The organism is Acinetobacter sp. V115_6 (assembly GCF_031799025.1).
GTDB classification, from domain to species: Bacteria; Pseudomonadota; Gammaproteobacteria; order Pseudomonadales; family Moraxellaceae; genus Acinetobacter; species Acinetobacter pittii.
The window spans coordinates 16,793-38,965 of record NZ_JAVQNO010000012.1 but is presented as its reverse complement, the minus strand read 5'-3'; the positions used below and the strand labels follow the sequence as shown (position 1 = coordinate 38,965).

The window sequence follows — 22,173 nt, the reverse complement described above, 5'->3', positions numbered from 1 at the left end:
GAAAAAACCCTGCTTATGCAGGGTTTTTTTTATTAAGAAAAATTTAATGAGACATTTCTTTTTCAAAGCTTGAAAGCGTATTAAATTTTTGTTCAAAAATTTGAATAACTTCTGTTTTTAGTTTTTCAAAATCGACCACTTGTTCATCGTCATTTAGACAAATTTGTGGAAGCCGTTCACTTTTAATAATCTGATTAATTTCGGGGAGATTTTGCAGTCTTAAATTAAAATTTTGGCCGCGCTCAAATATATTTACAGGATAAAAACGGGCTGAACATAACTGCCATAACCTAAACAAATATTGGTTAACGTCTAAAGGCTGTCTAAAGCGATGACTTGATACTTCTTTTAAATAACTCTCTTCAGTTTGCCAAACTTCTTCAAACACTGATTTCAAAAATGGTTGAGGCAAATGAGTACTATAAAAGCTCGAAAATTTTCGGTTATATAAACTTAAAAAATTCCCCCAATTATTACTCATAGAGTAGCGATGATTAAAAAGTGCATAGGGATTGTTATGAAATAATTTCCGCTTATCAAAATACTTATTAATGATTGCGGCATCAGTCAATGCAACTGCGCCTAAAAAGTTCTCTTCACCCACGACCATTAAAGGTTGTAGCTGAATACCATCACAAGGTAAACCATTTTTAAAAAAGAACTCTGGCTCTAAAGAGCTGTTAATAAAAGTGTCATCATTAAAATAGACAAAGTGTTCTGCTAAGCCTTCTATTTTATGAATATTGATTTCGATGGCATGTGAGTTAAAGGTCGGTAAACAGGCTGGTTCTATAATTTGATCATGGGTAACTAGATTTAACTTAGGGTGATTCTTGACTAAAAACTCTGGGAAATGACCACAGGTCACAAGATGAATTTTTCTAACCCAAGGACAAAATTTTTCAACAGATCTAAACCAAAAATGAAGATTATTCCAGTCACGATAGCGACATTGGTCAGCGAGTTCATCGATCTTAGTTTTAGTTTCTTTGGATTTATAATATAGATATTGTTGCTGCCATTTCGTATCGGTTGAGTCCACCCAAATCATTACAAAATCTATAGGCTGCATCAAACATATATCCAAATAAATTCAGCAATTTACTAGATAAAATTCGATAAAAATCGGATACCAAGTTTATTAATGTTAATAAAACTTCATAATTTATCCATAATTTTACTTTTTCTACAGAATTTGCTTAATTAAGACTCTATTGAGATGGTAGTAGGCAAATGGCATAATACCCCCACTCTTTCTTTTCTCCCTTGGTAATTCATTATGGCAATGCGTCCTGACGTTCGTCGACATGCTTTAGTCGTGATTGTATTCTCTCTCGCACAATGGTTTTTCATGCGCTATATTCTTGCAAATGAATTATTTAATATGACTACAAATCAACGAATTTTATTTTTCTGTGTAAGTAGCTTGGTTGGTGCATTGCTTATATTTGTTGCATTGATTTATATGGTTTTAAAAGGAAATGCGGATAAAAATTAATATCCGCATCCCACATAAAATTTAGAAAATCTTAAATTTATTTCCCAATATAATTATCACATAATTGAATCAGTTCCGGATGTCTGTCATGTTGATGGACAATAGGAATGATTTCTTGATTGCGATTGATAATAAATCCCTGATCATTAACTGCAATTTGATCTATTGGGTATAACCCTAGGGTTACAATAATGGATTCAAATGGCTGACAGCATGTTACATCAGCTAAATTATTAGTAATTAATAATTTATTATGCATAGCTTGATCATAAATTCTTTCAGACATTTTTTGATATGGCTGTTTGCAGAATTCTTCGATCATCTTATTGATATAGACTCTAATTGATTCATGATCACCAATAGTGACACCTGAACAAGAAACTTGCTCATCTTTTGCAAGATTATAAAAGTCCTCACCGTATGCATCCAAGATCCATTTTTTATTATATTGCTCAGTACCTATGGTAAAATTTGGATTTTCCATCCCAACCAATAGTCCTTTGCCAAGATTTTTGAAAGGGTTACTTTGGAAAAAAACATCTCGAACATCGCTCAGCAATACATGTGATGCATCAGGATGGCTTTCTACAATTTCCTTATATTCAAAGAAACGGCTCACATGCGGATAACCTGTGATTTTAAGTGCTTTTATTTTTGAATCAGCGTTTTCTTCATTTACAGTTAAGCCAATAATTTTCTTAAGAATATTTTTTACAAACTTGAATTTATAAACACCTGAATATTTTGACTTTGATTTAAATTTTCCAATAGTTGAAACTTTAAATTCAATTTTAAAATTTTTGATATCTGAAAATGCATTAACAAATTCTGTCATTTGCTCTTTATATATAATTAAAGCCAATATGCCATCAAAGTTTGCTTTTTCCAAAGAATATACAAAAGAAGAGATGAGGTCAGCATCATATCCAGTAGCTGACCCGATAATAATATTTTTTTGCTTAATCATAAAATTATCAATAAAACCCATAAAAATGACTAAATTATATATTTATTAAGTATATATTTCTTTAGTTTAACTCTTAAGTAACGTAATAAATCACTATCATCTTGAGAAAGAGGCGTCACTAGACTCCTTTCCTTTTCTAAGTAACTTAATGCATCATTATTTTCAATAATTGGGTGATCGAATAAAAAGCTGACATAGAAACTAAAATCCCCTCGCCCAACAAGGTCCTGCCAATGATCATAAATTTTTATCGGTTGATGATAATCAACCAACATTTGAGCCATTTTACGATCTACAACATAGGCATAAGCATAGGCAAGTTTTTCAAGATAGTCGTAATCAACTTTTAAGACTTTTTGGTTATACAATTCTTCGGGTAAAAATTTTCCACGAACACGATTGCATATTTTCATTTGAATACCGCCCAAGCTTAAGAAAAAGCAAGGACCTAAACTCAAAGAATGAATGTGTTTTTCTAAATCTTGGAAATCAATTTCAAAACGTTCGATCACATCATCTTCAAAAATAATTGCATATTCTTCATCAGAGCTTAAAAAATCTTTTAATGCAGCTATATGTGACATTGCACAACCAAGCTCACCTGGTGTCATCGGTTTCTTCTTACCTGCTACACCCTGTTGAAAATACTCACTAACACTTAAATTTTTTCCTATAACCCCAAATTGCTTAAATTCATCGCGATATTTGTAAAATGTTGCTTGAGAGTACAACTTTTTTAAACGTTCACTATTAGCAGATTCAATACTGATTAAATATTTTTTCATTTCATTCAAATGTTAAAATGAGTCAGGGATAGTCTATCTAATTATAGTTATATCGAGTGTAAAATTTAATGCTAAATCGCCTAATCCAAAAAAAATGGTACAAGTACCAACAAGCAAAAAAAGCGAAAACTTTTGACTCCCATTGGTATATGCGTTTTGGCTGGTTAGAGCAACCTTTTACTACACTTGAGCAATTAGATTCACTCTTTGAGATACATTCCCCTAGAAAGTTTACATTTGCAGATAGCTTTTATGCTTATGAAAATGAGCGTCATTTCATTTTTTTTGAAGAAGTCGATGACCAGCATCCAGTAGGTTTTCTTTCTGTTTTAGAAGTCTTTAAAAATGGCACCTACACACCACCAGAGACAATCTTAAAGCTCGACTATCACCTTTCTTATCCTTGTGTATTTAAGTTAGAAGACACTTGGTACATGATCCCAGAGACTTCTGCCAACAAGACGATTGAACTTTGGAAATGTGCTGAATTTCCACTGAAATGGGAAAAGCATTCTAATCTGATTGAGAATATCGAAGCAGTCGATAGCACCCCTTTTTACCATGAGGGCTTATGGTATCTTTTTACTTCAACGCGTCGTGATTGTAAGAAATTTGGTGACCGTTTAGACCTGTTCTTTACCGAAGATATTTTAAATCCGAACTGGCAAGAGCACCCAATGAATCCAGTGTGCCGAGGCAGTCAACAGTTCCGTATGGCAGGCAAACCTTTTATTTATAAAGGGCAGCTGGTTCGACCAAGCCAAGATTCTTTAAAGCGGTATGGCGGCAATATCGAATTAAAAGCGATTACTCAGCTTAGCCCAACAGCTTATGAAGAAAAATTACTAGAAGTAGTTTTACCAGACTGGAATCAAGCAGATGACGGTTGCCATACTATTAATGTCGAAGATAACTTCGTAGTACTTGATGCCATCCGCCTTACGCCAAAAAATAATTAAGTCTTCAGCAGGCCTTTATAAATATTAAGCGTCTGCTCAGCCATGGCTGGTACAGTGAGTTCAGCCTTGGCCCTTGCATACAAAGGGCTAAAGTCGTTTTGAGCCTCAGGTTGCAGTGCATATTCAATCGCTTTTGCTAAACCTTGTGCATCTCCAATTTCTGCTAGATATTGCTCTGGCAACCACTCAACCACACCGTTTACTTTGGTTGAAGCCATTGCTTTATCGGCCTGTAAAGCTTCGACCATAACAAGTGGAAAACCCTCACGGTCTGATGATAAAACTACAATATCAGCCAGTTGCACCAGATCACGCGCATCAGTTCTAAACCCAAGAAAAGCGACCCGATTTTGCATATTCAATTCGCTGACTTGTTTTTCCAAACTTGCTCGAAGTGAACCGTCACCAATAATCCATAAATTGGCATCGATCTGTTGCATCGACTCAATCAATAAACTGATATTTTTTACTGGTTCTAAACGCCCAATACACATAACAACTTTTTTGCTTGTGTCTAGCTCAGCAAAATCTTTTTGAATCGATTGAAGTAACTTTTCTTTATCTTCAACTGTAAGTACGGGTTGAGGATATACACCGTTATAAACCACGTGTGCTTTAGACTCAGGAATACCTTGCGTTAGTGCTTGGCTCACTGCAATAACCGCATCACCAGCTAAATAAGCAGATTTATTCTTTTTGGTACCATGTACTGTTGTCACAAATTTTGGGCCAGATAAAAATGGCTTAATGCGGGCAATCAGCTCAGCAGCCTTTCCTGCTTGTGCATGAACAATAGCAGGTTGAATTTGCTGAATAAGATTTTTAAGTTGCCAAAGTAAAAAAATATTCCAACGGCTACGCGCAAAATCGACAGCATGAAAATGTACTTGTTGGCTAAACTTGTCTACATAGCAAGGATGTGCAATCACATGTACTTCATGGTTTAAAGCAAGCTCATTAACAAGGTTAAAAGTGTGCTGCTCTAATCCACCAACTCCACCACTCGTTGCCAATACCTGAACAATTTTCATAGCTTGCCTACTTATTTTTATCTTTATTCATGGTTTGTTCAAAAAGCTTAGCTTCTTTTAGAAATGCATAAAATGCATTAATCATACTATTTACGAAACCACGCCAACCATTTAAGAAGCTACGGCGAATAAAATAAGACTTCATAAAAGTCACAGGCATCACTAAAACCAATTTAGCAACGCTCGGAGACTTTCCTTTTTGGTATTTCTCTAATGCTTTTAAGTTGGAATATTGGTTATTTTTTTCGACCTTAACGAAAATACTCGACTCACCATAATGATAAATATCATGTTGAGCACGCTGAGATTCACCATCTACAATCACATTTTCATGAACTTTATTAGCAAGGTCATAATGCCCTTTAGACTTGCGGAAAAAACGTACCTTTGCATGTTTTTTAGTATGTTTGCTGTTTGGAACACCTAAGAACACATCATTAATTGGTGTGATTAATGCATCAAGCTTGTTCTGTTGAATGGTCTCAACAATCTCTTGCTTTAACTCGTTAGATAAAACTTCATCGCCATCTAGGTTCAGCACCCAATCATTTCGGCATTTTTCTAAAGCTAAACTTTTTTGCCCAGCGTAACCTTGCCAGTCTTGATGAGAAATTTGCGTATTTTCAAAGTGCTGAGCAATTTCATAAGTATTATCAGTACTGCCAGAGTCTAAAATAATAACTTCATCAAATTCACTAACACTTTGCAAAGTTCGCTCTAACCAAGCACCACAGTTTAAAGTGACGATATAGACACTACATGGAATTTTATTCATAACTTATAACGTCCTTTAGCAAGGGCGATACGCATCTGTAAAGCATTCATGGCGCCATGCGTGCTAACACGTGGAATATTAAATTGGTTATCTGCTTCATACGCTTCGATTTTTTTACGTGTCGATACTGCGTTTTTAAAGCCAATTTCTTGCGCCATTTTCTGGTGCTTTTCATTAAAACGGCCAAATGGATAAGCAAAGCTCGGACATTTGCCAACTAATGCTTCAACATCACGCTTAGACTGAAGCATTTCGTCAAAAGCGGTTTGATCGTCAAGCTTAAGTAAGTTCACATGATGTTGGGTATGTGCACCGAACTCAATTAAACCAGAATTCGCCATTTCATGAATTTGCTCATGAGTAAGCTTTTCGATGCCTTCAATTTGAGTTGCCAAATAAATCGTTGCTTTTGCGTTATATTTTTTAAGTAATGGATAAGCATAGAGATAATTATCCATAAATCCATCATCAAAACTTAAAGCAACGACATTCTTTTGATTACGATATTGCTCAAGCTCAGAAACAAAGCAAAAAGTAGTCCCCTTCCGCGTCAACAACTGTAAGAGTTGTTCAAACTTTTCAGGTGGCATGTTCATACCAGAGGCTGCATCTTTAGGGGTAACCTGATGCAACATCACAATGCGAGGTAGTTTACTCGAACGGAACGGAAGCCAGAATGTATAATTACCCAGCACATATAACAGTGCAGCAAGTACTAATAGGCCCACCGCAACGTACAAAAACCACATCATGCATAAACCTCATGTGACCATTCATAATCTTCTGAAAGGGGCTGCTTAAATGTTACCTCAACCATAAACTGGGTGATGCGTTTAGCATTGAAAGATTTACGTGTTTTCTCCCAGCCCTCTTTCGCTATTTTTTCAGCCTGTTCTGGATTTTGATCAAAGAATTGGATCTTCTTGGCCAAGTCAAACTGATCATCAAAGTAAACCACTTCCTGCTCAGTATAGAGCTTCTCAAAGCCCGGAATTCTTGGGCTAAAAGTGAGTAAACCATTACCAGTCAGCTGTACAATACGGTCAGAACTATACAAGGTTACATCATTACGGCGTGAGTAATTAAGTCCCATTTTTGTTTCAGATAGAACTTTATAATACGCTTTACCATAAACACCCGGTTGTTCAAAACAACCATAATATTGATAGTTCACATGGCCTTGTTGCAAAGCATCTGCCAAATCTTTTAAGAACTTCTCACGCTCAGGTTCTTTATAAACCACGCCACAAAAAATAAAGGTCTTATCCGTATTAGCATTTGAAAATTGCTGTAGTGTTTCTACATTACGGTGACCGACATTTGGCAAATAGGCCACACTTAAATGGGGTTGCTTTAACTTTTGTAGATATTCACCACCTGTTGTACAGAAAATAGCATCTAAATACGGAGAGAATGCTTTAACAAAGTCGAGTTTGTTTTCAAGATAAAGCGGGTCAACATACCAAAATGCAATTTTAGTATTTGGATAAGATTCTTTAATTTGTCTTAGAACATCTGGACTCATTAAGTCACTATGCCCAATCAGTACCAAGTCTGGCTCAATATTATTAACGACTTTTAGGACTTCTTTATTAGCCCAATTGGCACCCAGTTTTTTTGTTTTAAAAATGGTGCCCATTCGAGCCATATCGCGAAAACTAAAATCATAAACGAAATGGCCATTTTCAATTAATCCGGCAGAAATTTTACGGTCTGTGCAGTAAAAATGGGCGCCTTGTTTATTAAAGCCAAAATTTGCAATATGCAATATTTTCATTTATTTACTCAAAATAAAAATTTTAATTTTTTGATAAAAGATATGTTGCCACACGGTCTGCTTCTTTAAAAGCATAAGGTTGTGGTAACTGTACAACACAAGTCTGCTGTGAAATTAATTTTGTTTCTAACATTTGATCAACTGAGTGCGTAATCCGGTCGTCTTTCAAACGGTCCATTGCCATCACCCCGACTCGACAACCCGCAGTAAGGGCCTCAAAAATCATAGAGACGCTGTCTTCTGTTACCCAGACAGCTTCTGCTTTTTGCATTTCCTCGAAAATCCAGCCTTGGGGTGTTTGATCAACTGGAAATATGCGTAAATGCTGGGCAAAACTTTGTTGTCTTAAAATATCGACAAACTCTGCTGGGGTTCGACGTGAAGTGGTCAGAATAATTTCAGCGTCTGGATTATTCTCAACAATTTTTTGAACACTGGTTAATACTTTATATTGGTTCCATTGATGTCGTTTAGATGAACCACCTAAAGCAATTAAAATTCGGTCTTTTTGATGGCAGTTTTCATTACGGATGGGGTTTAATGCACCACGCGTGACAATCACATGGCTATCGGCGTGAATACCGTCATGCTCTGGAATAACAGCATAGTCAAAGCAACCTATAGGTAAACTCGGCTTCATTAGAATAATCGTTTTAGCCTTTTTGAAAATTTTACCGAGTAACCAAACACGAAAATGTGTGTGGCTTCCCACCCCAAATACAAAATCAGGCGCTTGTTTAAACAAAGATTTTTTTGAAGAGAAAAGTGCCTGAATCAGAGAAATAATAGGTAAATCAGAAATTAGGACCTCTTCAAAAGTTGTTTCTGGCTGTTGTCTTTGCATTGCCTGAAACAAGCCTAATGCTTGTGAGCGGTGTCCTGCCTTTCCATCAGACACATAGACAATATGCATAGAAGCTCCCTTAGCCAAAAAATAAAAAGGCGAAACCTATGTTCGCCTTTTTATGTTAACGGATTAACTTATTTTACGTAAGTTAACCAGTGTTCATATTTCGGATTTCTACCTTGAACCGCATCAAAGTAAGTTTTTTGGATTTCAGTGGTAATTGGGCCACGAGTACCCGAACCGATTTGACGGTCATCGTATTCACGAATTGGTGTTACTTCAGCAGCAGTACCTGTGAAGAATGCTTCGTCTGCAATATAGAATTCGTCACGTGTAATACGGCGCTCAACAACTTGGTAACCAAGATCTCTAGCGATTGTCATTACAGTTTGACGTGTAATACCATCAAGCGCACCACCAGCGATATCTGGAGTGTGTAAAACGCCATCTTTAATTAAGAATACGTTTTCACCTGAACCTTGGCATACATAACCTTGAGGGTCCATTAACATTGCTTCATCGTAACCAGAATGTGCAACTTCTTGGTGAGCAAGAATTGACAACGTGTAGTTACCAGATGCTTTTGCTTTACACATCGTCACGTTTGGATGATGGTGAGTAAATGATGACGTTTTAACGCGAATACCTTTAGCCATCGCTTCATCACCAAGGTATGCACCCCACGCCCATGCAGCAACAGCGGCATGAATCGTGTTATTTGTTGCTGCAATACCTAGTTTCTCTGAACCGATCCAGATCAACGGGCGTAAATAGCAAGAAGCTAATTTATTTTCACGAACAACATCAATTTGTGCTTGTTCAAGGGTTGCTTGATCATACGGCACTTTCATTTGATAAATTTTTGCTGAATTTAACAAACGTTTTGTGTGGTCTTGAAGACGGAAAATGGCAGTACCTTTAGGCGTTTCATAAGCACGAACACCCTCAAATACGCCCATACTGTAGTGTAATGTATGGGTTAAAACGTGAATCTTTGCATCACGCCAATCAATTAATTTTCCATCTTGCCAAATAAAACCATCACGATCAGCCAAATTCATGGAACACTCCAAATTGTTATAAAATCATTCACTATCCAACTCAACCGAAGCGGTTGGGTCTATTAATCTTTGCCATAAATTGCAAACGACCGCACGGGTACTACGCCAGTCCGCTGCGCTGACTTGCATGGATTGATTTGCAAGGGCTAAACGGTGGCTTTCGGCACGTTCACTAAGATAGGCTCGAATTAATGCTGTGGCATCTTCACTGGATAAGCAGTCTGCTTTAGCAGCATCTTCTAATATTCTTACATTATCAGAATAATGGGCGAGATCGGGTTTCGTCCCGCTCCATGCAAGTACAGCATACTGTGCCATAAATTCGATATCGACGATACCACCTGCGTCCTGTTTTAAATGAAAAATACCATGTTTTTTTTGTTCAGAAGACGAACCTAGGTGGTCTTTCATTTTCTGACGCATTTTCAACACTTCTTCACGAACATAAGCCTCATCTCTAGATTGAGTCAATATCTCGCGGCGAAATATTTCAAATTTCTGGCAGAGCGCTTCATCGCCAGCAATAGAGCGTGCTCGAACTAATGCCTGATGCTCCCAAAGCCATGCACTTTTCAACTGATAGTGCTCATAGGCTTTCAGACTCGTTACCAGTAAACCTGCCTCACCTGAAGGTCTTAAGCGTGTATCAATTTCATAGACACGGCCATCAAGGGTTTGAGTAGTCATGAGTGACATAAACTTTTGAGCGACACGCATAGCAAACTCAAAGCCACTAATTGACTTGGTTCCATCAGTATCTGCTTGTTCATCTAGATAGTGAATAAAGACAAGGTCTAAGTCAGAACCATAGCCCAGTTCAATCCCCCCCACTTTGCCATACCCAATGACAGCAAAAGCTTTATAGTCGAGTGAGCAGCGTTTCCCATCAACGTCCTTTGGGTACCCATGACGCTTCGCCACTGTCTGATAAGCTAAATGTAGGGTTGCATTAACACTCACTTCAGCAATATCAGTTAATGCATCAGATACTTTCATTAATGGGCTTTCAGCTAAGACATCACTTGCCGCAACAGTGAGTACATTGCTCTTTTTAAACAGGCGAAGTGCTCGCATCTGATCTTCGACCTGATCAATCTCAATACGAAGCAATTGCTGACGTAATGAGTCTTCTAAGTCCTTACGTTTTGGTAACTCAAAATCCATCGATAAGAACTCATCCAGCAGTACTGGATATTGCGTTAGCTCTTCACAAATCCACGGACTCACCGTCGCCATTTTCACTAAGCGTTGCAGTGCCCCCTTACTTTCAATCAACATCACCAAATACACGGTTCGACGCATGACTGATTCAATCAATGGCATTAAGCGCAACAGTGCAGTTTGTGGTTGTTCTGATTGCAAGATGGCTTCAATTAAATGAGGCCAGAAGGTTTTTAAACGCTGCACAGCATTTGAAGGAAGTTTTTTAAGTGCATGACCATGCCAAAACTCATGAATCAGATTTTTCGCATTGTCATCCAACACTTCATCTAACTGCTGCTCTAACTGTCCAAAGTTTTCAGTTGCGGCATTTGAACTAGTATCTTCAATGAGTTGCTTAAATTGAACTTTTACTTTTTGACGTTTCTCATTAAGAACATCAAGAAACTCATTCCAGCTAGCGAAATCTAAGGTATCAATAATGCGTTGTCTTAAGTCCAATTCTTCTGGTAATAATTGGGTTTGCTGATCGTTGAGCGCTTGAATTGCATGTTCAACACGGCGTAAAAATAGGTAAGCATCTTCAAGTTCTAATACAGCTTGTCTTTCTAACAAACCTGCTTCACCAATGTGCTCAAGACTAACTAAACATTGACGGTCTTGTAACTCACGTTTAGACCCACCATAAATAAGCTGAAAGACCTGAACAATAAACTCAATTTCGCGAATACCACCCGCTCCGAGTTTAATATCATCCTCAATATGACGACGTAAGACTTCGCGCTCAATCATCGCTTTCATATCACGCATGGCAGCAAAAGCGGTGTAATCGACATAACGACGAAATACAAAAGGACGTGTCATTTCCAATAAGTCTTGTCCTTCTTTTCCCCCAGTGACAACGCGCGCTTTAATCCAAGCATAGCGCTCCCACTCACGGCCATGTTGACTTAAATATTTTTCTAAAGCTGCATGACTAATCGCTAATGCCGAGCCATCCCCCCAAGGACGTAAGCGCATATCAACTCGAAATACAAAACCATCGGCAGTAATGTGTTCAAGCAAATAAATGAGTTTTTGTCCCCACAAAATACAGAACTGCTGTACATCAATACATTTGCGACCATCGGTTTCACCTTGCTCATCAAAGGCAAAAATTAAGTCGATATCACTCGATAAGTTAAGCTCTTGAGCACCAAGCTTACCCATGGCAACAACAATCAAATCTTGAACTTTGCCAGAGTAACTCACAGGTTCACCATGTTTCGCCACAAGTGCTACACGCGCAAAATCTTTTGCTGCACAAATGCTGGCATCGGCAAAATCAGAAAGTTCACGAGTGAGTGTGACAACATCGGTCAATTGATTGGCATCCTGCCAAATCCAGCGGAACATTAAACGGCTACGTAAAATGCGCATTCCGCGCATCCAAAGCGTTTCATCACCAATCCCATCTAGCGTGGTCTGTACAAACTGGTAAATCTGTTCGGTCGAGAGCGGTGCAGTAAATTGATCTATTTGATAATCTTGTTCTAAAACAGCTTGATGCAAACCTAAAACTTGTTCTGCGTACTGACTGGCACGCAATGTTTTTTGTAACTGCTCCGCATTCATATAAAAAGCTCTTTTCCTCGTACTCTGTTTTTAGTTATAGCAGTTCGAGTAGTGGAAGGAAAAGGGATTAGACTAATTTTGCTTCTGATGAAGAATGATGTTCGGTATGTACTTCATGACTTTCTTGAGCTGAAGGTAATAGAACTTTAAATGTCGTTCCTACCCCTTCTTTAGAATCAACAGTAATTTGCCCCTGATTAATCTCGACAAAACGCTTGCAAAGACTCAAACCCAAACCAGCACCTTTTTCCCCTGCAGTGCCTTTAAAGCTAGCAGTAATACGTGGATGGAATAAATTTGCCATTTGTTGTTCGGTCATGCCTAGACCTGTGTCTCGAACAGTAATTTCTACATTTGTATCCGCTTGTTGAGCTTCAATAAAGACTTTGCCTGATCCATTAACATCGGTAAATTTCAGCGCATTTGACACCAAGTTTTGAATTACAGAGGTCATCATATTGATATCGGCGTAGATGTTTAAATCATCCGGAACACCATTCACCAGTTCAATATTTTTCTTTAAAGCTAATGTGTGCAGTACATCGCAAACGATATTGCTGACTTGTCTAAGCTTAAAATTAATTGGGTGATAAACAAAACGCCCTCCCTCGGCCATCGCCCATGTTAGTAAGCTTTCAAGCAAGTTATAGGTCGATTGTGAGGTGTCATATAAATAGTCTGCAATATTTTGAATACTAGATTCATCTAAAGTTTCACGCTCTTTAGCGAGTACCTCAGAAAATCCGAGCAATCCATGAAAAGGCGCACGTAAGTCATGCGAAATAATCGAGAAAAATTTTGTTTTACTCGAATTAAGTGCCACTTGTTGCTCGTATAATTCATTTAACTCTTCGTAGTTAAACTTCAACTCGACTTGTTGCATAAAACTAGAACAATAATCGAGCAATAATTGAATATCATCATCTTCAAACGTTGCCGCATCGTCATCAAAAAAGACAGCAAAACCCATTGAGGTTTTATCAGGGTGTAAAAGATGCACGGCCAATGCCCTGCTGCACTCAATATTTAATTCTTTTAAATAGTTGATTAAATTTTGATATGAAGGATGTAAGTGATTAATGGTCTGTTGTTTGGCGAAGCACTGTTTTAAATGCTTTGATGGTTTAAACGAGATTGCCGTCATGCCTTCAGGGCAACGGTGCCAAAAGTAGGGTTCCTGATTAAAAGTCAATAAGGCTTTTTTACAATTCAAAAGACGAAGACTAAACCGGAAAAATTGCTCGATGTAGTTCTGCTCGGCGTTTAATCCAAGCAACAGAGATATCCTACAAGCACTTAACTGCTCAACCTGATTTAGTTCTAAACGTTGGAATGTCATTGCCCGCCTCACAGATTATGTCGTTTTTGGTCGGAACCGCTCTCAATAAATGTACTTATAATCATTATGATCTACTACAAACTTTAACACAGTACATTAAAAGAGCAACGTTCTTTTCAAAATAGAAATGTGAAGTTTCAATTAAAGATTTCCAGATACATAAAGTGGGTATGCTTGAGGAAAATACAACAAATATTTGAAGGTAAACAGTTGTAAGATGTTAGAAATGCGAGTTCAGAATACTCGTAAAAGATGGTCAAAAAATATTATTTTGAGCACGAGGTTAGATTCTTACTCAGTTCCGCTTTTATCAAACGTGTTTGGTATTTAAACAAGAACTTCTTGAGCTTAAAAATGAAAGATTTTTATAAACTCTAAATTTATAGCTAGAAATTCGAGTCCGACCCTCGGGATCAAATACTCATTTCATAATTTCTTAAGCTCTATCCACTTTTTATACCTAACAAAAAACCCCTAAGCCGTTAACTTAAGGGTTTTCGTAGAATCATAAGATTCTGAATATGGTCCCGAGGGTCGGACTCGAACCGACACGTCATCTCTGACAGCGGATTTTGAGTCCGCCGCGTCTACCAATTTCACCACCTCGGGAGAGGAAGTATGTTTGTGTTGCGTATATTAGCGCGTTTGTAAAACTTGTCAAACCCTAAGTGAATATTATCGTTCACTTTTAGATCATTTAAACATTTTTCATGATTTAGGTCAGAAGCACAGCCATAAAAAAGCGAAAAAGTTTATACTAGGCCCAATTTTTGTGGTGTTTTTTCTCAAATATGCAACTGTCTGACTTTTCCTTTGAATTACCTGATGAACTTATTGCCCGTTACCCTCTTGAATCACGCAGTGCTTCGCGGTTGTTGCACTTAGACTCAAAGGGTCAATATCACGATCACATGTTCACAGACATTATCGATCTGTTCGAAGAAGGTGATTTGTTGGTGCTTAATGACACCAAAGTCATGAAAGCTCGACTTAAAGGAAAACGCTCTACAGGCGGTGCGATTGAGATTTTAGTTGAGCGTATGCTAAACCACACCACAGCGTATTGTCATATCAAATCTAGCAACTCACCTAAAGCAGGTGCCGAGCTTTTTGTTGGTGCAGATAATATTCCTGTGATTGTACGTGGCCGTCACGAAAACTTATTTGTGGTTGAGTTTTCACAGCACATCTTGCCTGTACTTGAGCAATATGGTCAGTTACCTATTCCGCCTTACTTTAATCGTGAAGCAGAAGAAATTGACACTGAACGCTATCAAACTGTTTTCCATAATCCTGAAAAAATTGCCAGTGTTGCCGCTCCTACTGCGAGCTTGCACTTTGACGAAGAGTTACTAGCAAAGTTAGAGCAAAAAAATGTTCAAAAATCTTTTGTGACTTTACACGTCGGTGCTGGCACATTTATGCCAGTTCGTACTGATGACATTACCAATCATGTCATGCATAGTGAATGGTGTGATGTTCCTCAAGAAACTATTGATTTAATTTTGGCGACTAAAGCACGCGGCAATAAAGTGATTGCCATTGGTACAACCGCGACACGTGCTTTAGAAAGTGCAGCTCAAGCTCATGGCGGTAGAATTGCAGCTTGGACGGGCGACACACAAATCTTTATCTATCCGGGCTATGAGTTCTGCATCGTGGACCGTTTAATTACCAACTTCCATTTACCAGAGTCTACCCTGCTCATGTTGGTATCAGCGCTATCAAATCGAGACAACATTTTAGCTGCCTACGAACATGCAGTTAAAAGCCGCTACCGTTTCTTTAGCTATGGCGATGCAATGCTGATTGATAAGCTAGAAGTTTAAAAATTAAAGCTGGGTTAAATTTATAAGCTCATTTAAAGTTTAATCCAGCTGACCCAACTACAATTTCGACTAATAATAAAATTTATGAAACTGCTTTTTCAAAAAATTCAAAGTACCTTTGATAATCAAAATACACATAACAAAATCACTTTAAGAAATATTGAGGCGTTAAGAAATTTACTTAACCAGCAATTACCTCCCGAAATACTTATTCATTCATTAAAAAATTGGACAGGCACCCAACAACTTGATATTCGAAATTATATTTTTTGGAATGCTACAATTTTCGCCTTAGTTTGTATGGCCTTAGGCTTTTTGATTTCGATTTACTTCTTCCCTTTTGCCATTCTTGCGATTTTTTATGGTTTTTACCATAGAGCATCGACGGCCGAACTGATTTGCCTACTTCAAGATATCCAAATTTATTATTATGAACATAAATATAATTTCAAATTTGCAACTGAAGATAACCTAACAAAAGAAGGAACATCCGCTTCAGACTTTCCTTTGTTTAAGTTAGGCAATCAACAAAATTCAGTTTTAACTGCAATACACGGCAAGTGGCAAGTAAGAGAAACAATTCATCCCTATAAAATCTTTAGATACCATTATATCAATCGAGAGATGGCCTATAATTCAAAAGGTAAATGGGAACTAAAAGATGTTAGCTATAATTTATACGGCGTCATTTTAGAGAATTTTCCAGTTCGCGGAGTCAGTATTTCAAGTCAACAGAAAAAGGCTTGTCGCTTAGGTGTAGCTTGGGAATCAAGTGATATCCGTTTTAATCAAAAATATCAACAGAGCGGAATTAATGAGTTGGATTTAGTAAAGTTTCTAAGCCCTGACCGTTTGTTATTATTAGAAAAAATGTTGGAAGATTTTCCTGGGGATTTCTATGTACACCCTGAAACATCTGCATTATGTTGGCTCTGTAATGTAAATCTTTTACGCCAGCAAAGTTTATATGGCGCTAGTGTACGCGAGCTTGCCGAATGTCTTACAACACTTTTAATGCCAGAGTTTGAGCAATTTGCAAATAAATTGCAGCATTTCATTAATGAAACTCAAATGCCGAAATCATAAAAGTAATTATTTATAACTTATTTCTATTTATCTCTTTCAATTTAAAAGATAATCTAAAAATAGCACTTTATGATAATGACCTCATTACTTCCATGCCAATTGATACCTTACAAGAAGCTCTGCATATAAGACGTAAGAAAAATACACAGGTTTTTCGCAATATTGCTCGACTTTGGGATGCTGGACAAAAGTCACAAACAGATCAAGAGCTCTTAAATGCGTTACATCCATGGCGTGAAGATCCTAACCTTCGTTTTGTTAATGTATTACCGTATTTGTTAGGTATTTGCAGTATTACGACTTTACTATTTGGATACTTTTTTCATCCTCATATTCAATATATTTTGAGCCTCTTATGGGCATTTTTAACTGGTTTTCTGGCCTATTTGCTCTATGAACCGCAAAAACCTCTAAGCGAAGTCATTCACTATTTAGAAGAACGTATCACCACTTTACGTTATGGATTACGGTTTCAACAGTTACCGGCCTATCTTCCTATTCAATCTCAACCAATTTTAGTCTTAAGCAAATTAAAGCAACACTTTCCACTGTTTAATCGGGGTAATGAATCTAATGAAATTACTCAGTTTGCTTCCACTACGTGGGATGATGGAATTACGGAACATCAAGTTCTGCTATTCAAATATCACTATGTAAATAATTTACCCATTCTTCAAAATCAAGATAGTGATAAAAAAATAGTTAAAGAGATCCATAGAGATCTATGGGGCGCTTTTATATTTCAAATACCTGCATTAGGTATTGCTATAAGTAACCAACGTTCTCGTTTTTTTACTCCCTACAGCAGTAAATGGCAAAGTAGCGATATTTTAATTAACCAAGAACTTAATATTTTCGGGGTTAATCAACACCAGTTAGCCAAAGAAGTCAGTCCGAGTTTAACTTTAAAATTAAATGATTTTTTTCAGCACTTTAAAGGTGATTTAATTTATCATCATGAAGAGCAAATTTTGTGTTATCTCGGTGAACAAGATCTTTTTCAGACCACCAGCAAGCAAATTGAAATTCATGATGTTTCAACATTACGTGGACACTTACGTACCATGACTATGCCGCAATATGAAAAATTTCAGCAATTAATGCTTAATTTAATTAAATAAATCTCTCGTAGCGCTGAACTGGCAACTTATCAAAAAATAAGAAGTTAAAAGGCTCAATGAGAGAATAAAAATAAGAGGAGTGAAAATGACAGGTTTATTTATTTTCTTGGGGATATTCGTCGTACTGATTGTCTGGGGCGTTCACATCCGTAACACCATCGTACGTTACTTTAATGCGACTAAAAGAGCTTGGGCTGAAGTTGCCAATTTCGAGCGTCAAAAAGTAAAGACCTTGGAATCTCTCGAATCAACGCTCAATCAATATACCCAATTTGAAAAATCGACATTAGAAAAGGTTACTCAATTACGTCAACAAATTCTTAATTTAAATGTGAATAACACTGATATTTCTCAGCTACAACAGATCGAGAAAATGAGCCAAGAACTTATTCGAAGCTTAAACGTTGTGGTTGAAAATTATCCAGAGCTTAAAGCTGATTCACTCTATAGCAAAATGATGGATGATATTCAGGAACAAAATGAAAATGTTGGTGCAGCAATTAGCATTTTTAACCGTAATGTCGAGCTGTTCAACAACCAGATTGAAGTATTCCCTAATAATCTCATTAACACCTTAACTTTATCCAAGAAAGCGATTCGCCCTTTTAAGGATAATCTTGTTAATGAGAATTTTGACTATAAACCTAATTTTTAATAGGAAGAAAATAGTCTCCAAGTTATCGGAAATTTATCTATTTTATAACCAGCTACATTTAGTAGTAGAACTACGTCGCAGAATCAAGGAAAATAGCCCTCTTTTTAGCAGCGAACTGTTTCTTCGCCTCTGCTCGTGTTCAGGATTTTTAGATGAAGTTTGAAAAATTAGGTCAGTCGGGGCGCGCCCGTCGTGGTCGTTTAACTTTAGAACATGGTGTTGTTGAAACACCTGTTTTTATGCCAGTGGGGACTTACGGCACAGTCAAAGGCATGTTACCTCGTGACATCGAAGACATTCAGGCACAAATTATTTTAGGAAATACGTTCCATCTATATTTGCGCCCGGGTCTTGAAGTGATTAAAGAACACGGCGGCCTGCATGACTTTATTAAATGGAATAAGCCAATTTTGACTGACTCTGGCGGTTTCCAAGTTTTTAGTCTTGGCGCAATGCGCAAAATCAAAGAGGAAGGTGTTACTTTCCGCTCACCGATTGATGGTTCAAAAGTATTTTTATCTCCTGAAATTTCTATGGAAATTCAGCAGGTATTGAACTCTGACATCGTGATGATTTTTGATGAATGTACACCTTATCCTGCGACACATGAAGAAGCTCAAAAATCATTGCAGCTTTCTTTACGCTGGGCAAAACGTTGTAAAACCCATCATCATGATGAGCTCAAGAATCACAATGCGTTATTTGGCATTATTCAAGGTGGCATGTATGAAGACTTACGCGATGAGTCTTTAAATGGCTTACTTGAAATCGGATTTGATGGCTACGCAATTGGCGGTTTATCGGTAGGTGAACCTAAAGAAGAGATGATCAAAGTTTTAGATTATCTACCAAATAAAATGCCACATGACAAACCACGTTATTTAATGGGCGTTGGTAAACCAGAAGATATCGTTGAAGCAGTGCGCCGCGGTGTCGATATGTTTGACTGTGTAATGCCGACTCGTAATGCTCGAAACGGTCATTATTTTGTCACTGATGGTCTGGTACGTATTCGTAATAGTAAATATCGCCATGATCAGAGCCCGCTCGATCCACATTGCGATTGTTACACTTGTAAGAACTTTACCCGTGCTTATCTATTCCACCTTGAAAAATGTGGAGAAATGTTAGCATCTATGCTCGGTACTATTCATAACTTACGTTATTACCAACGTTTGACTGAAGGTATGCGTGATGCATTAGACAATGGCACATTTGACGAATTTGTTCAGGACTTTTATGCCCGTCGTGGTTTAGAAGTTCCGCCATGTCCGGTTGATGAATAAGCCAGATTTGCGCTCAACCTCAAGACAAGGTAAATTGCAAAACGAATTAGGATTATGTCAGTTATCTGACTCATATTTTTAACTTTAGGAAATCAAAATGAGCTTTTTAATTTCTGCTGCTCATGCAGCACCAGCAGCTGGCCCAACTAATGGTATTTTGCCAAACATCTTGATGATTGTTGTATTCGTTGCAATCTTTTATTTCTTAATTTGGCGCCCTCAAGCAAAACGCGCTAAAGAACACCGTTCTTTAATCGAGAGCTTAGGTGTTGGTAGTGAAGTTGTTTTCGCTGGCGGTTTAATGGGCAAAGTAACCAAAATTGAAGGTGACTATGCAGTTGTTGAACTTAGCCGTGGTGTAGAAGTAAAAATTCAGCGTGCCAGCGTAATTTCAGTATTACCTGAAGGCACTCTAAATAACCTTTAATCATAAAACAGTCGTGCTTTAGCACGGCTTTTTCATTTAAGAAGAAAGCGAATGCGTTACCCTGCATGGAAATATTTACTGATTCTGGTTGTTCTGGTAATCAGTACATTATACGCACTGCCGAGTCTATATCCGGATGAGCCCGCTGTTCAAATTTCCGGTGCCAAAGCTGGTACCCAAATTGATCAAAGTGTGGTGAAAAAAGCAGAGCAAATTTTAAAAACAGCAAATATTGCGAGCCATGACAATACTTTTACAAATAATGCTGCCCTATTGCGTGTGAGTTCATCTGAAGCGCAGTTAAAGGCAAAAGAAGTATTACGTCGTGACTTAGGTGATGAATATGTTGTCGCCCTAAACCTTGCACCAACCACACCGGAATGGCTGCAAAAGATTGGGGCAAAACCAATGAAACTTGGTTTGGACTTACGTGGTGGTGTCCACTTCTTGCTTGAAGTAGATATGGACAAAGCCGTTGCCCAACGTATGGAAACCTCTGCCACCGATTTGCGTCGTCAGTTCCGTGAAAACAAGATCAAATTTAACAGTCTTGCATTAACGAATAATGTGATCACTGTTCAATTTGCTGACAATGCTGACCGTGATGCAGCAATGGATTTTTTACGTCGTAATGGGAATGAATATACCCAACAGGCATTAGCAAGCTCTACAGGTTCTACTTTAAAGCTTACTTATACCGATGTACGTCGCCAAGAAATTCAGTCATATGCGGTAAATCAGAACTTAACAACATTACGTAATCGTATTAACGAACTTGGTGTTGCAGAAGCATTGGTACAAAGTCAGGGTAGCAACCGTATTGTTGTTGAATTACCGGGTGTACAAGATACAGCTGAAGCTAAACGTGTTTTAGGACGTACTGCGAACCTCGAATTCCGTTTAGTTTCTGACTTAAATGATCAATATATCGATCCATATACCGGTAAATATAATGGTCAACCTTTACCTCCGGGCACAGAAGTTTTTGCTTATGAGTCTCTAGATAGCGGCCGTCAACTCTTGTTGCAACGTAACCGAATCTTGACTGGTGAGCGTGTTCAAAATGCAAGCTCTGGCTTTAGTCAGGACTCTGGCGGTGCCGAAGTAAATATTACGCTCGACAGTGCTGGCGGTAAGCTGATGTCCGATGCAACCCGTAATGCTGTTGGTAAACGCATGGCGGTATTGTTCATCGAGAACAAGCAAAAAATTAACTATGTCACAGATCCAAAAACTGGTGCACAAACAGAAGTTCGTACGCCATACACTGAATCTGTAGTTATTAACGCTGCAACAGTTCAAGCTGTTTTAGGTTCGACTTTCCGTATTACTGGTTTAAGTTCTCCTCAAGAAGCATCTGAACTTGCATTAATGCTTCGTGCTGGTGCTTTGGCTGCACCAATGTACTTTGTTGAAGAGCGTGTAGTTGGTCCAAGCCTTGGTCAAGAAAACATTGATAAAGGTGTATTGTCTACTCAAATCGGCTTCTTGCTCGTTGCAATCTGGATGGTGGTCTTCTTCCGTCTATTCGGTTTAATCGCGAACTTTGCTCTTGTGTTTAACTTGGCAATGATTTTAACCGTAATGTCATGGATTGGAGCTTCCCTCACCTTACCAGGTATTGCCGGTATCGTTATTACCATTGGTATGGCGGTCGATGCCAACGTATTGATATGTGAGCGTATCCGAGAAGAAATGCTCTGGGGGGCCTCACCAAAACAGGCCATTGTGGCCGGTTATGATCGAGCCTATAACACCATTTTTGACTCGAACTTAACCACGTTCCTTGTTGCATTCATTTTGTTTGCAATTGGTACAGGCCCAATCAAAGGTTTCGCCGTGACATTAATGATCGGTATTATTTGTTCGATGTTTACTGCAATTACAGTAACTCGTGCAATCGTACAAATCATTTATGGCAAACGTCGTAATTTGAAAAAGTTGAGCATTTAAGG

At 37.9% G+C, this 22,173-nt stretch carries 20 protein-coding genes and 1 tRNA gene; 9 read left to right on the top strand and 12 right to left on the bottom strand.

Translation table 11 applies throughout. The features are described from left to right. Positions 1-43 precede the first annotated feature (43 nt). Positions 44-1,072, bottom strand: a complete 1,029-nt coding sequence (locus tag RMA94_RS01475; protein WP_311081547.1) for a stealth conserved region 3 domain-containing protein — start codon at positions 1,070-1,072, stop codon at positions 44-46. Positions 1,073-1,279: 207 nt separating this feature from the next. Between RMA94_RS01475 and RMA94_RS01470 the strand changes: the two genes are divergently transcribed. Then, positions 1,280-1,498, top strand: coding sequence for a hypothetical protein (locus tag RMA94_RS01470; protein WP_014207632.1), 219 nt, complete (start codon positions 1,280-1,282; stop codon positions 1,496-1,498). Between the two features lie 37 nt (positions 1,499-1,535). Here the strand turns inward: RMA94_RS01470 and RMA94_RS01465 are convergent, their stop codons facing one another. Together RMA94_RS01465 and RMA94_RS01460 are read right to left on the bottom strand one after the other, a co-directional pair. Then, positions 1,536-2,486 carry a lipooligosaccharide outer core biosynthesis glycosyltransferase GtrOC6 gene (locus RMA94_RS01465; protein ID WP_311081545.1) on the bottom strand — a complete coding sequence of 317 codons (951 nt, stop codon included), beginning with the start codon at positions 2,484-2,486 and terminating at the stop codon, positions 1,536-1,538. A gap of 8 nt (positions 2,487-2,494) precedes the next feature. Then, positions 2,495-3,250: a glycosyltransferase family 25 protein gene (locus tag RMA94_RS01460; protein ID WP_069036214.1), complete on the bottom strand. Its 756-nt coding sequence runs from the start codon at positions 3,248-3,250 to the stop codon at positions 2,495-2,497. A gap of 68 nt (positions 3,251-3,318) precedes the next feature. Between RMA94_RS01460 and ghy the strand changes: the two genes are divergently transcribed. Further along, positions 3,319-4,209, top strand: coding sequence for a glycosyl hydrolase Ghy (ghy, locus tag RMA94_RS01455; RefSeq protein ID WP_233734590.1), 891 nt, complete (start codon positions 3,319-3,321; stop codon positions 4,207-4,209). Here ghy and RMA94_RS01450 read toward each other — a convergent pair. The 9 genes from RMA94_RS01450 to RMA94_RS01410 all read right to left on the bottom strand — a co-directional run bounded on the left by RMA94_RS01450 (position 4,206) and on the right by RMA94_RS01410 (position 14,423). After that, positions 4,206-5,240 carry a glycosyltransferase gene (locus RMA94_RS01450; protein ID WP_311081542.1) on the bottom strand — a complete coding sequence of 345 codons (1,035 nt, stop codon included), beginning with the start codon at positions 5,238-5,240 and terminating at the stop codon, positions 4,206-4,208. The two genes, ghy and RMA94_RS01450, sit on opposite strands and share 4 nt — an antisense overlap. A gap of 7 nt (positions 5,241-5,247) precedes the next feature. Further along, entirely contained in the window at positions 5,248-6,015 is a 768-nt protein-coding gene (locus tag RMA94_RS01445; RefSeq protein WP_311081541.1) for a glycosyltransferase family 2 protein, read from the bottom strand. Next, positions 6,012-6,767: a polysaccharide deacetylase family protein gene (locus RMA94_RS01440; RefSeq protein ID WP_069031060.1), complete on the bottom strand. Its 756-nt coding sequence runs from the start codon at positions 6,765-6,767 to the stop codon at positions 6,012-6,014. The genes RMA94_RS01445 and RMA94_RS01440 overlap by 4 nt, the downstream gene beginning before the upstream one ends. Then, positions 6,764-7,792: a glycosyltransferase gene (locus RMA94_RS01435; RefSeq protein ID WP_017385643.1), complete on the bottom strand. Its 1,029-nt coding sequence runs from the start codon at positions 7,790-7,792 to the stop codon at positions 6,764-6,766. The genes RMA94_RS01440 and RMA94_RS01435 overlap by 4 nt, the downstream gene beginning before the upstream one ends. Positions 7,793-7,814: 22 nt before the next feature. Continuing rightward, positions 7,815-8,705 (bottom strand): ELM1/GtrOC1 family putative glycosyltransferase, encoded by an 891-nt coding sequence (locus RMA94_RS01430; protein ID WP_311081535.1) that lies wholly within the window; start codon positions 8,703-8,705, stop codon positions 7,815-7,817. A gap of 68 nt (positions 8,706-8,773) precedes the next feature. Next, positions 8,774-9,700, bottom strand: a complete 927-nt coding sequence (locus RMA94_RS01425; RefSeq protein WP_086265231.1) for a branched-chain amino acid transaminase — start codon at positions 9,698-9,700, stop codon at positions 8,774-8,776. Between the two features lie 24 nt (positions 9,701-9,724). Further along, positions 9,725-12,475 carry a bifunctional [glutamate--ammonia ligase]-adenylyl-L-tyrosine phosphorylase/[glutamate--ammonia-ligase] adenylyltransferase gene (glnE, locus tag RMA94_RS01420; protein ID WP_311081533.1) on the bottom strand — a complete coding sequence of 917 codons (2,751 nt, stop codon included), beginning with the start codon at positions 12,473-12,475 and terminating at the stop codon, positions 9,725-9,727. Between the two features lie 67 nt (positions 12,476-12,542). Beyond that, positions 12,543-13,814 (bottom strand): HAMP domain-containing sensor histidine kinase, encoded by a 1,272-nt coding sequence (locus tag RMA94_RS01415; protein WP_311081531.1) that lies wholly within the window; start codon positions 13,812-13,814, stop codon positions 12,543-12,545. 522 nt (positions 13,815-14,336) lie between these two features. Beyond that, positions 14,337-14,423 (bottom strand) — tRNA-Leu (locus RMA94_RS01410). A gap of 182 nt (positions 14,424-14,605) precedes the next feature. On the opposite strand from RMA94_RS01410, the gene queA reads away from it, so the two are divergent. The 7 genes from queA to secD all read left to right on the top strand — a co-directional run bounded on the left by queA (position 14,606) and on the right by secD (position 22,171). Then, entirely contained in the window at positions 14,606-15,643 is a 1,038-nt protein-coding gene (gene queA / locus RMA94_RS01405; RefSeq protein WP_199977994.1) for a tRNA preQ1(34) S-adenosylmethionine ribosyltransferase-isomerase QueA, read from the top strand. A gap of 84 nt (positions 15,644-15,727) precedes the next feature. Further along, entirely contained in the window at positions 15,728-16,729 is a 1,002-nt protein-coding gene (locus RMA94_RS01400) for a hypothetical protein (protein WP_311081528.1), read from the top strand. A 92-nt stretch (positions 16,730-16,821) separates the two neighbouring features. Next, complete coding sequence (locus tag RMA94_RS01395; protein WP_311081526.1) at positions 16,822-17,850, top strand: hypothetical protein; 1,029 nt, start codon at positions 16,822-16,824, stop codon at positions 17,848-17,850. Positions 17,851-17,935: 85 nt separating this feature from the next. Then, the gene (locus RMA94_RS01390; protein WP_199113827.1) at positions 17,936-18,505 is read left to right on the top strand and encodes a LemA family protein; all 570 of its coding nucleotides are present in this window, start codon (positions 17,936-17,938) and stop codon (positions 18,503-18,505) included. A 152-nt stretch (positions 18,506-18,657) separates the two neighbouring features. After that, a complete protein-coding gene (gene tgt / locus RMA94_RS01385) occupies positions 18,658-19,791 on the top strand; it encodes a tRNA guanosine(34) transglycosylase Tgt (protein ID WP_002116306.1) in 1,134 nt (377 codons plus the stop codon). 97 nt (positions 19,792-19,888) lie between these two features. Then, complete coding sequence (gene yajC / locus RMA94_RS01380) at positions 19,889-20,218, top strand: preprotein translocase subunit YajC (RefSeq protein WP_002116168.1); 330 nt, start codon at positions 19,889-19,891, stop codon at positions 20,216-20,218. Positions 20,219-20,269: 51 nt separating this feature from the next. Continuing rightward, complete coding sequence (secD, locus tag RMA94_RS01375) at positions 20,270-22,171, top strand: protein translocase subunit SecD (RefSeq protein WP_033850638.1); 1,902 nt, start codon at positions 20,270-20,272, stop codon at positions 22,169-22,171. The last annotated feature ends 2 nt before the right edge of the window (positions 22,172-22,173 follow it).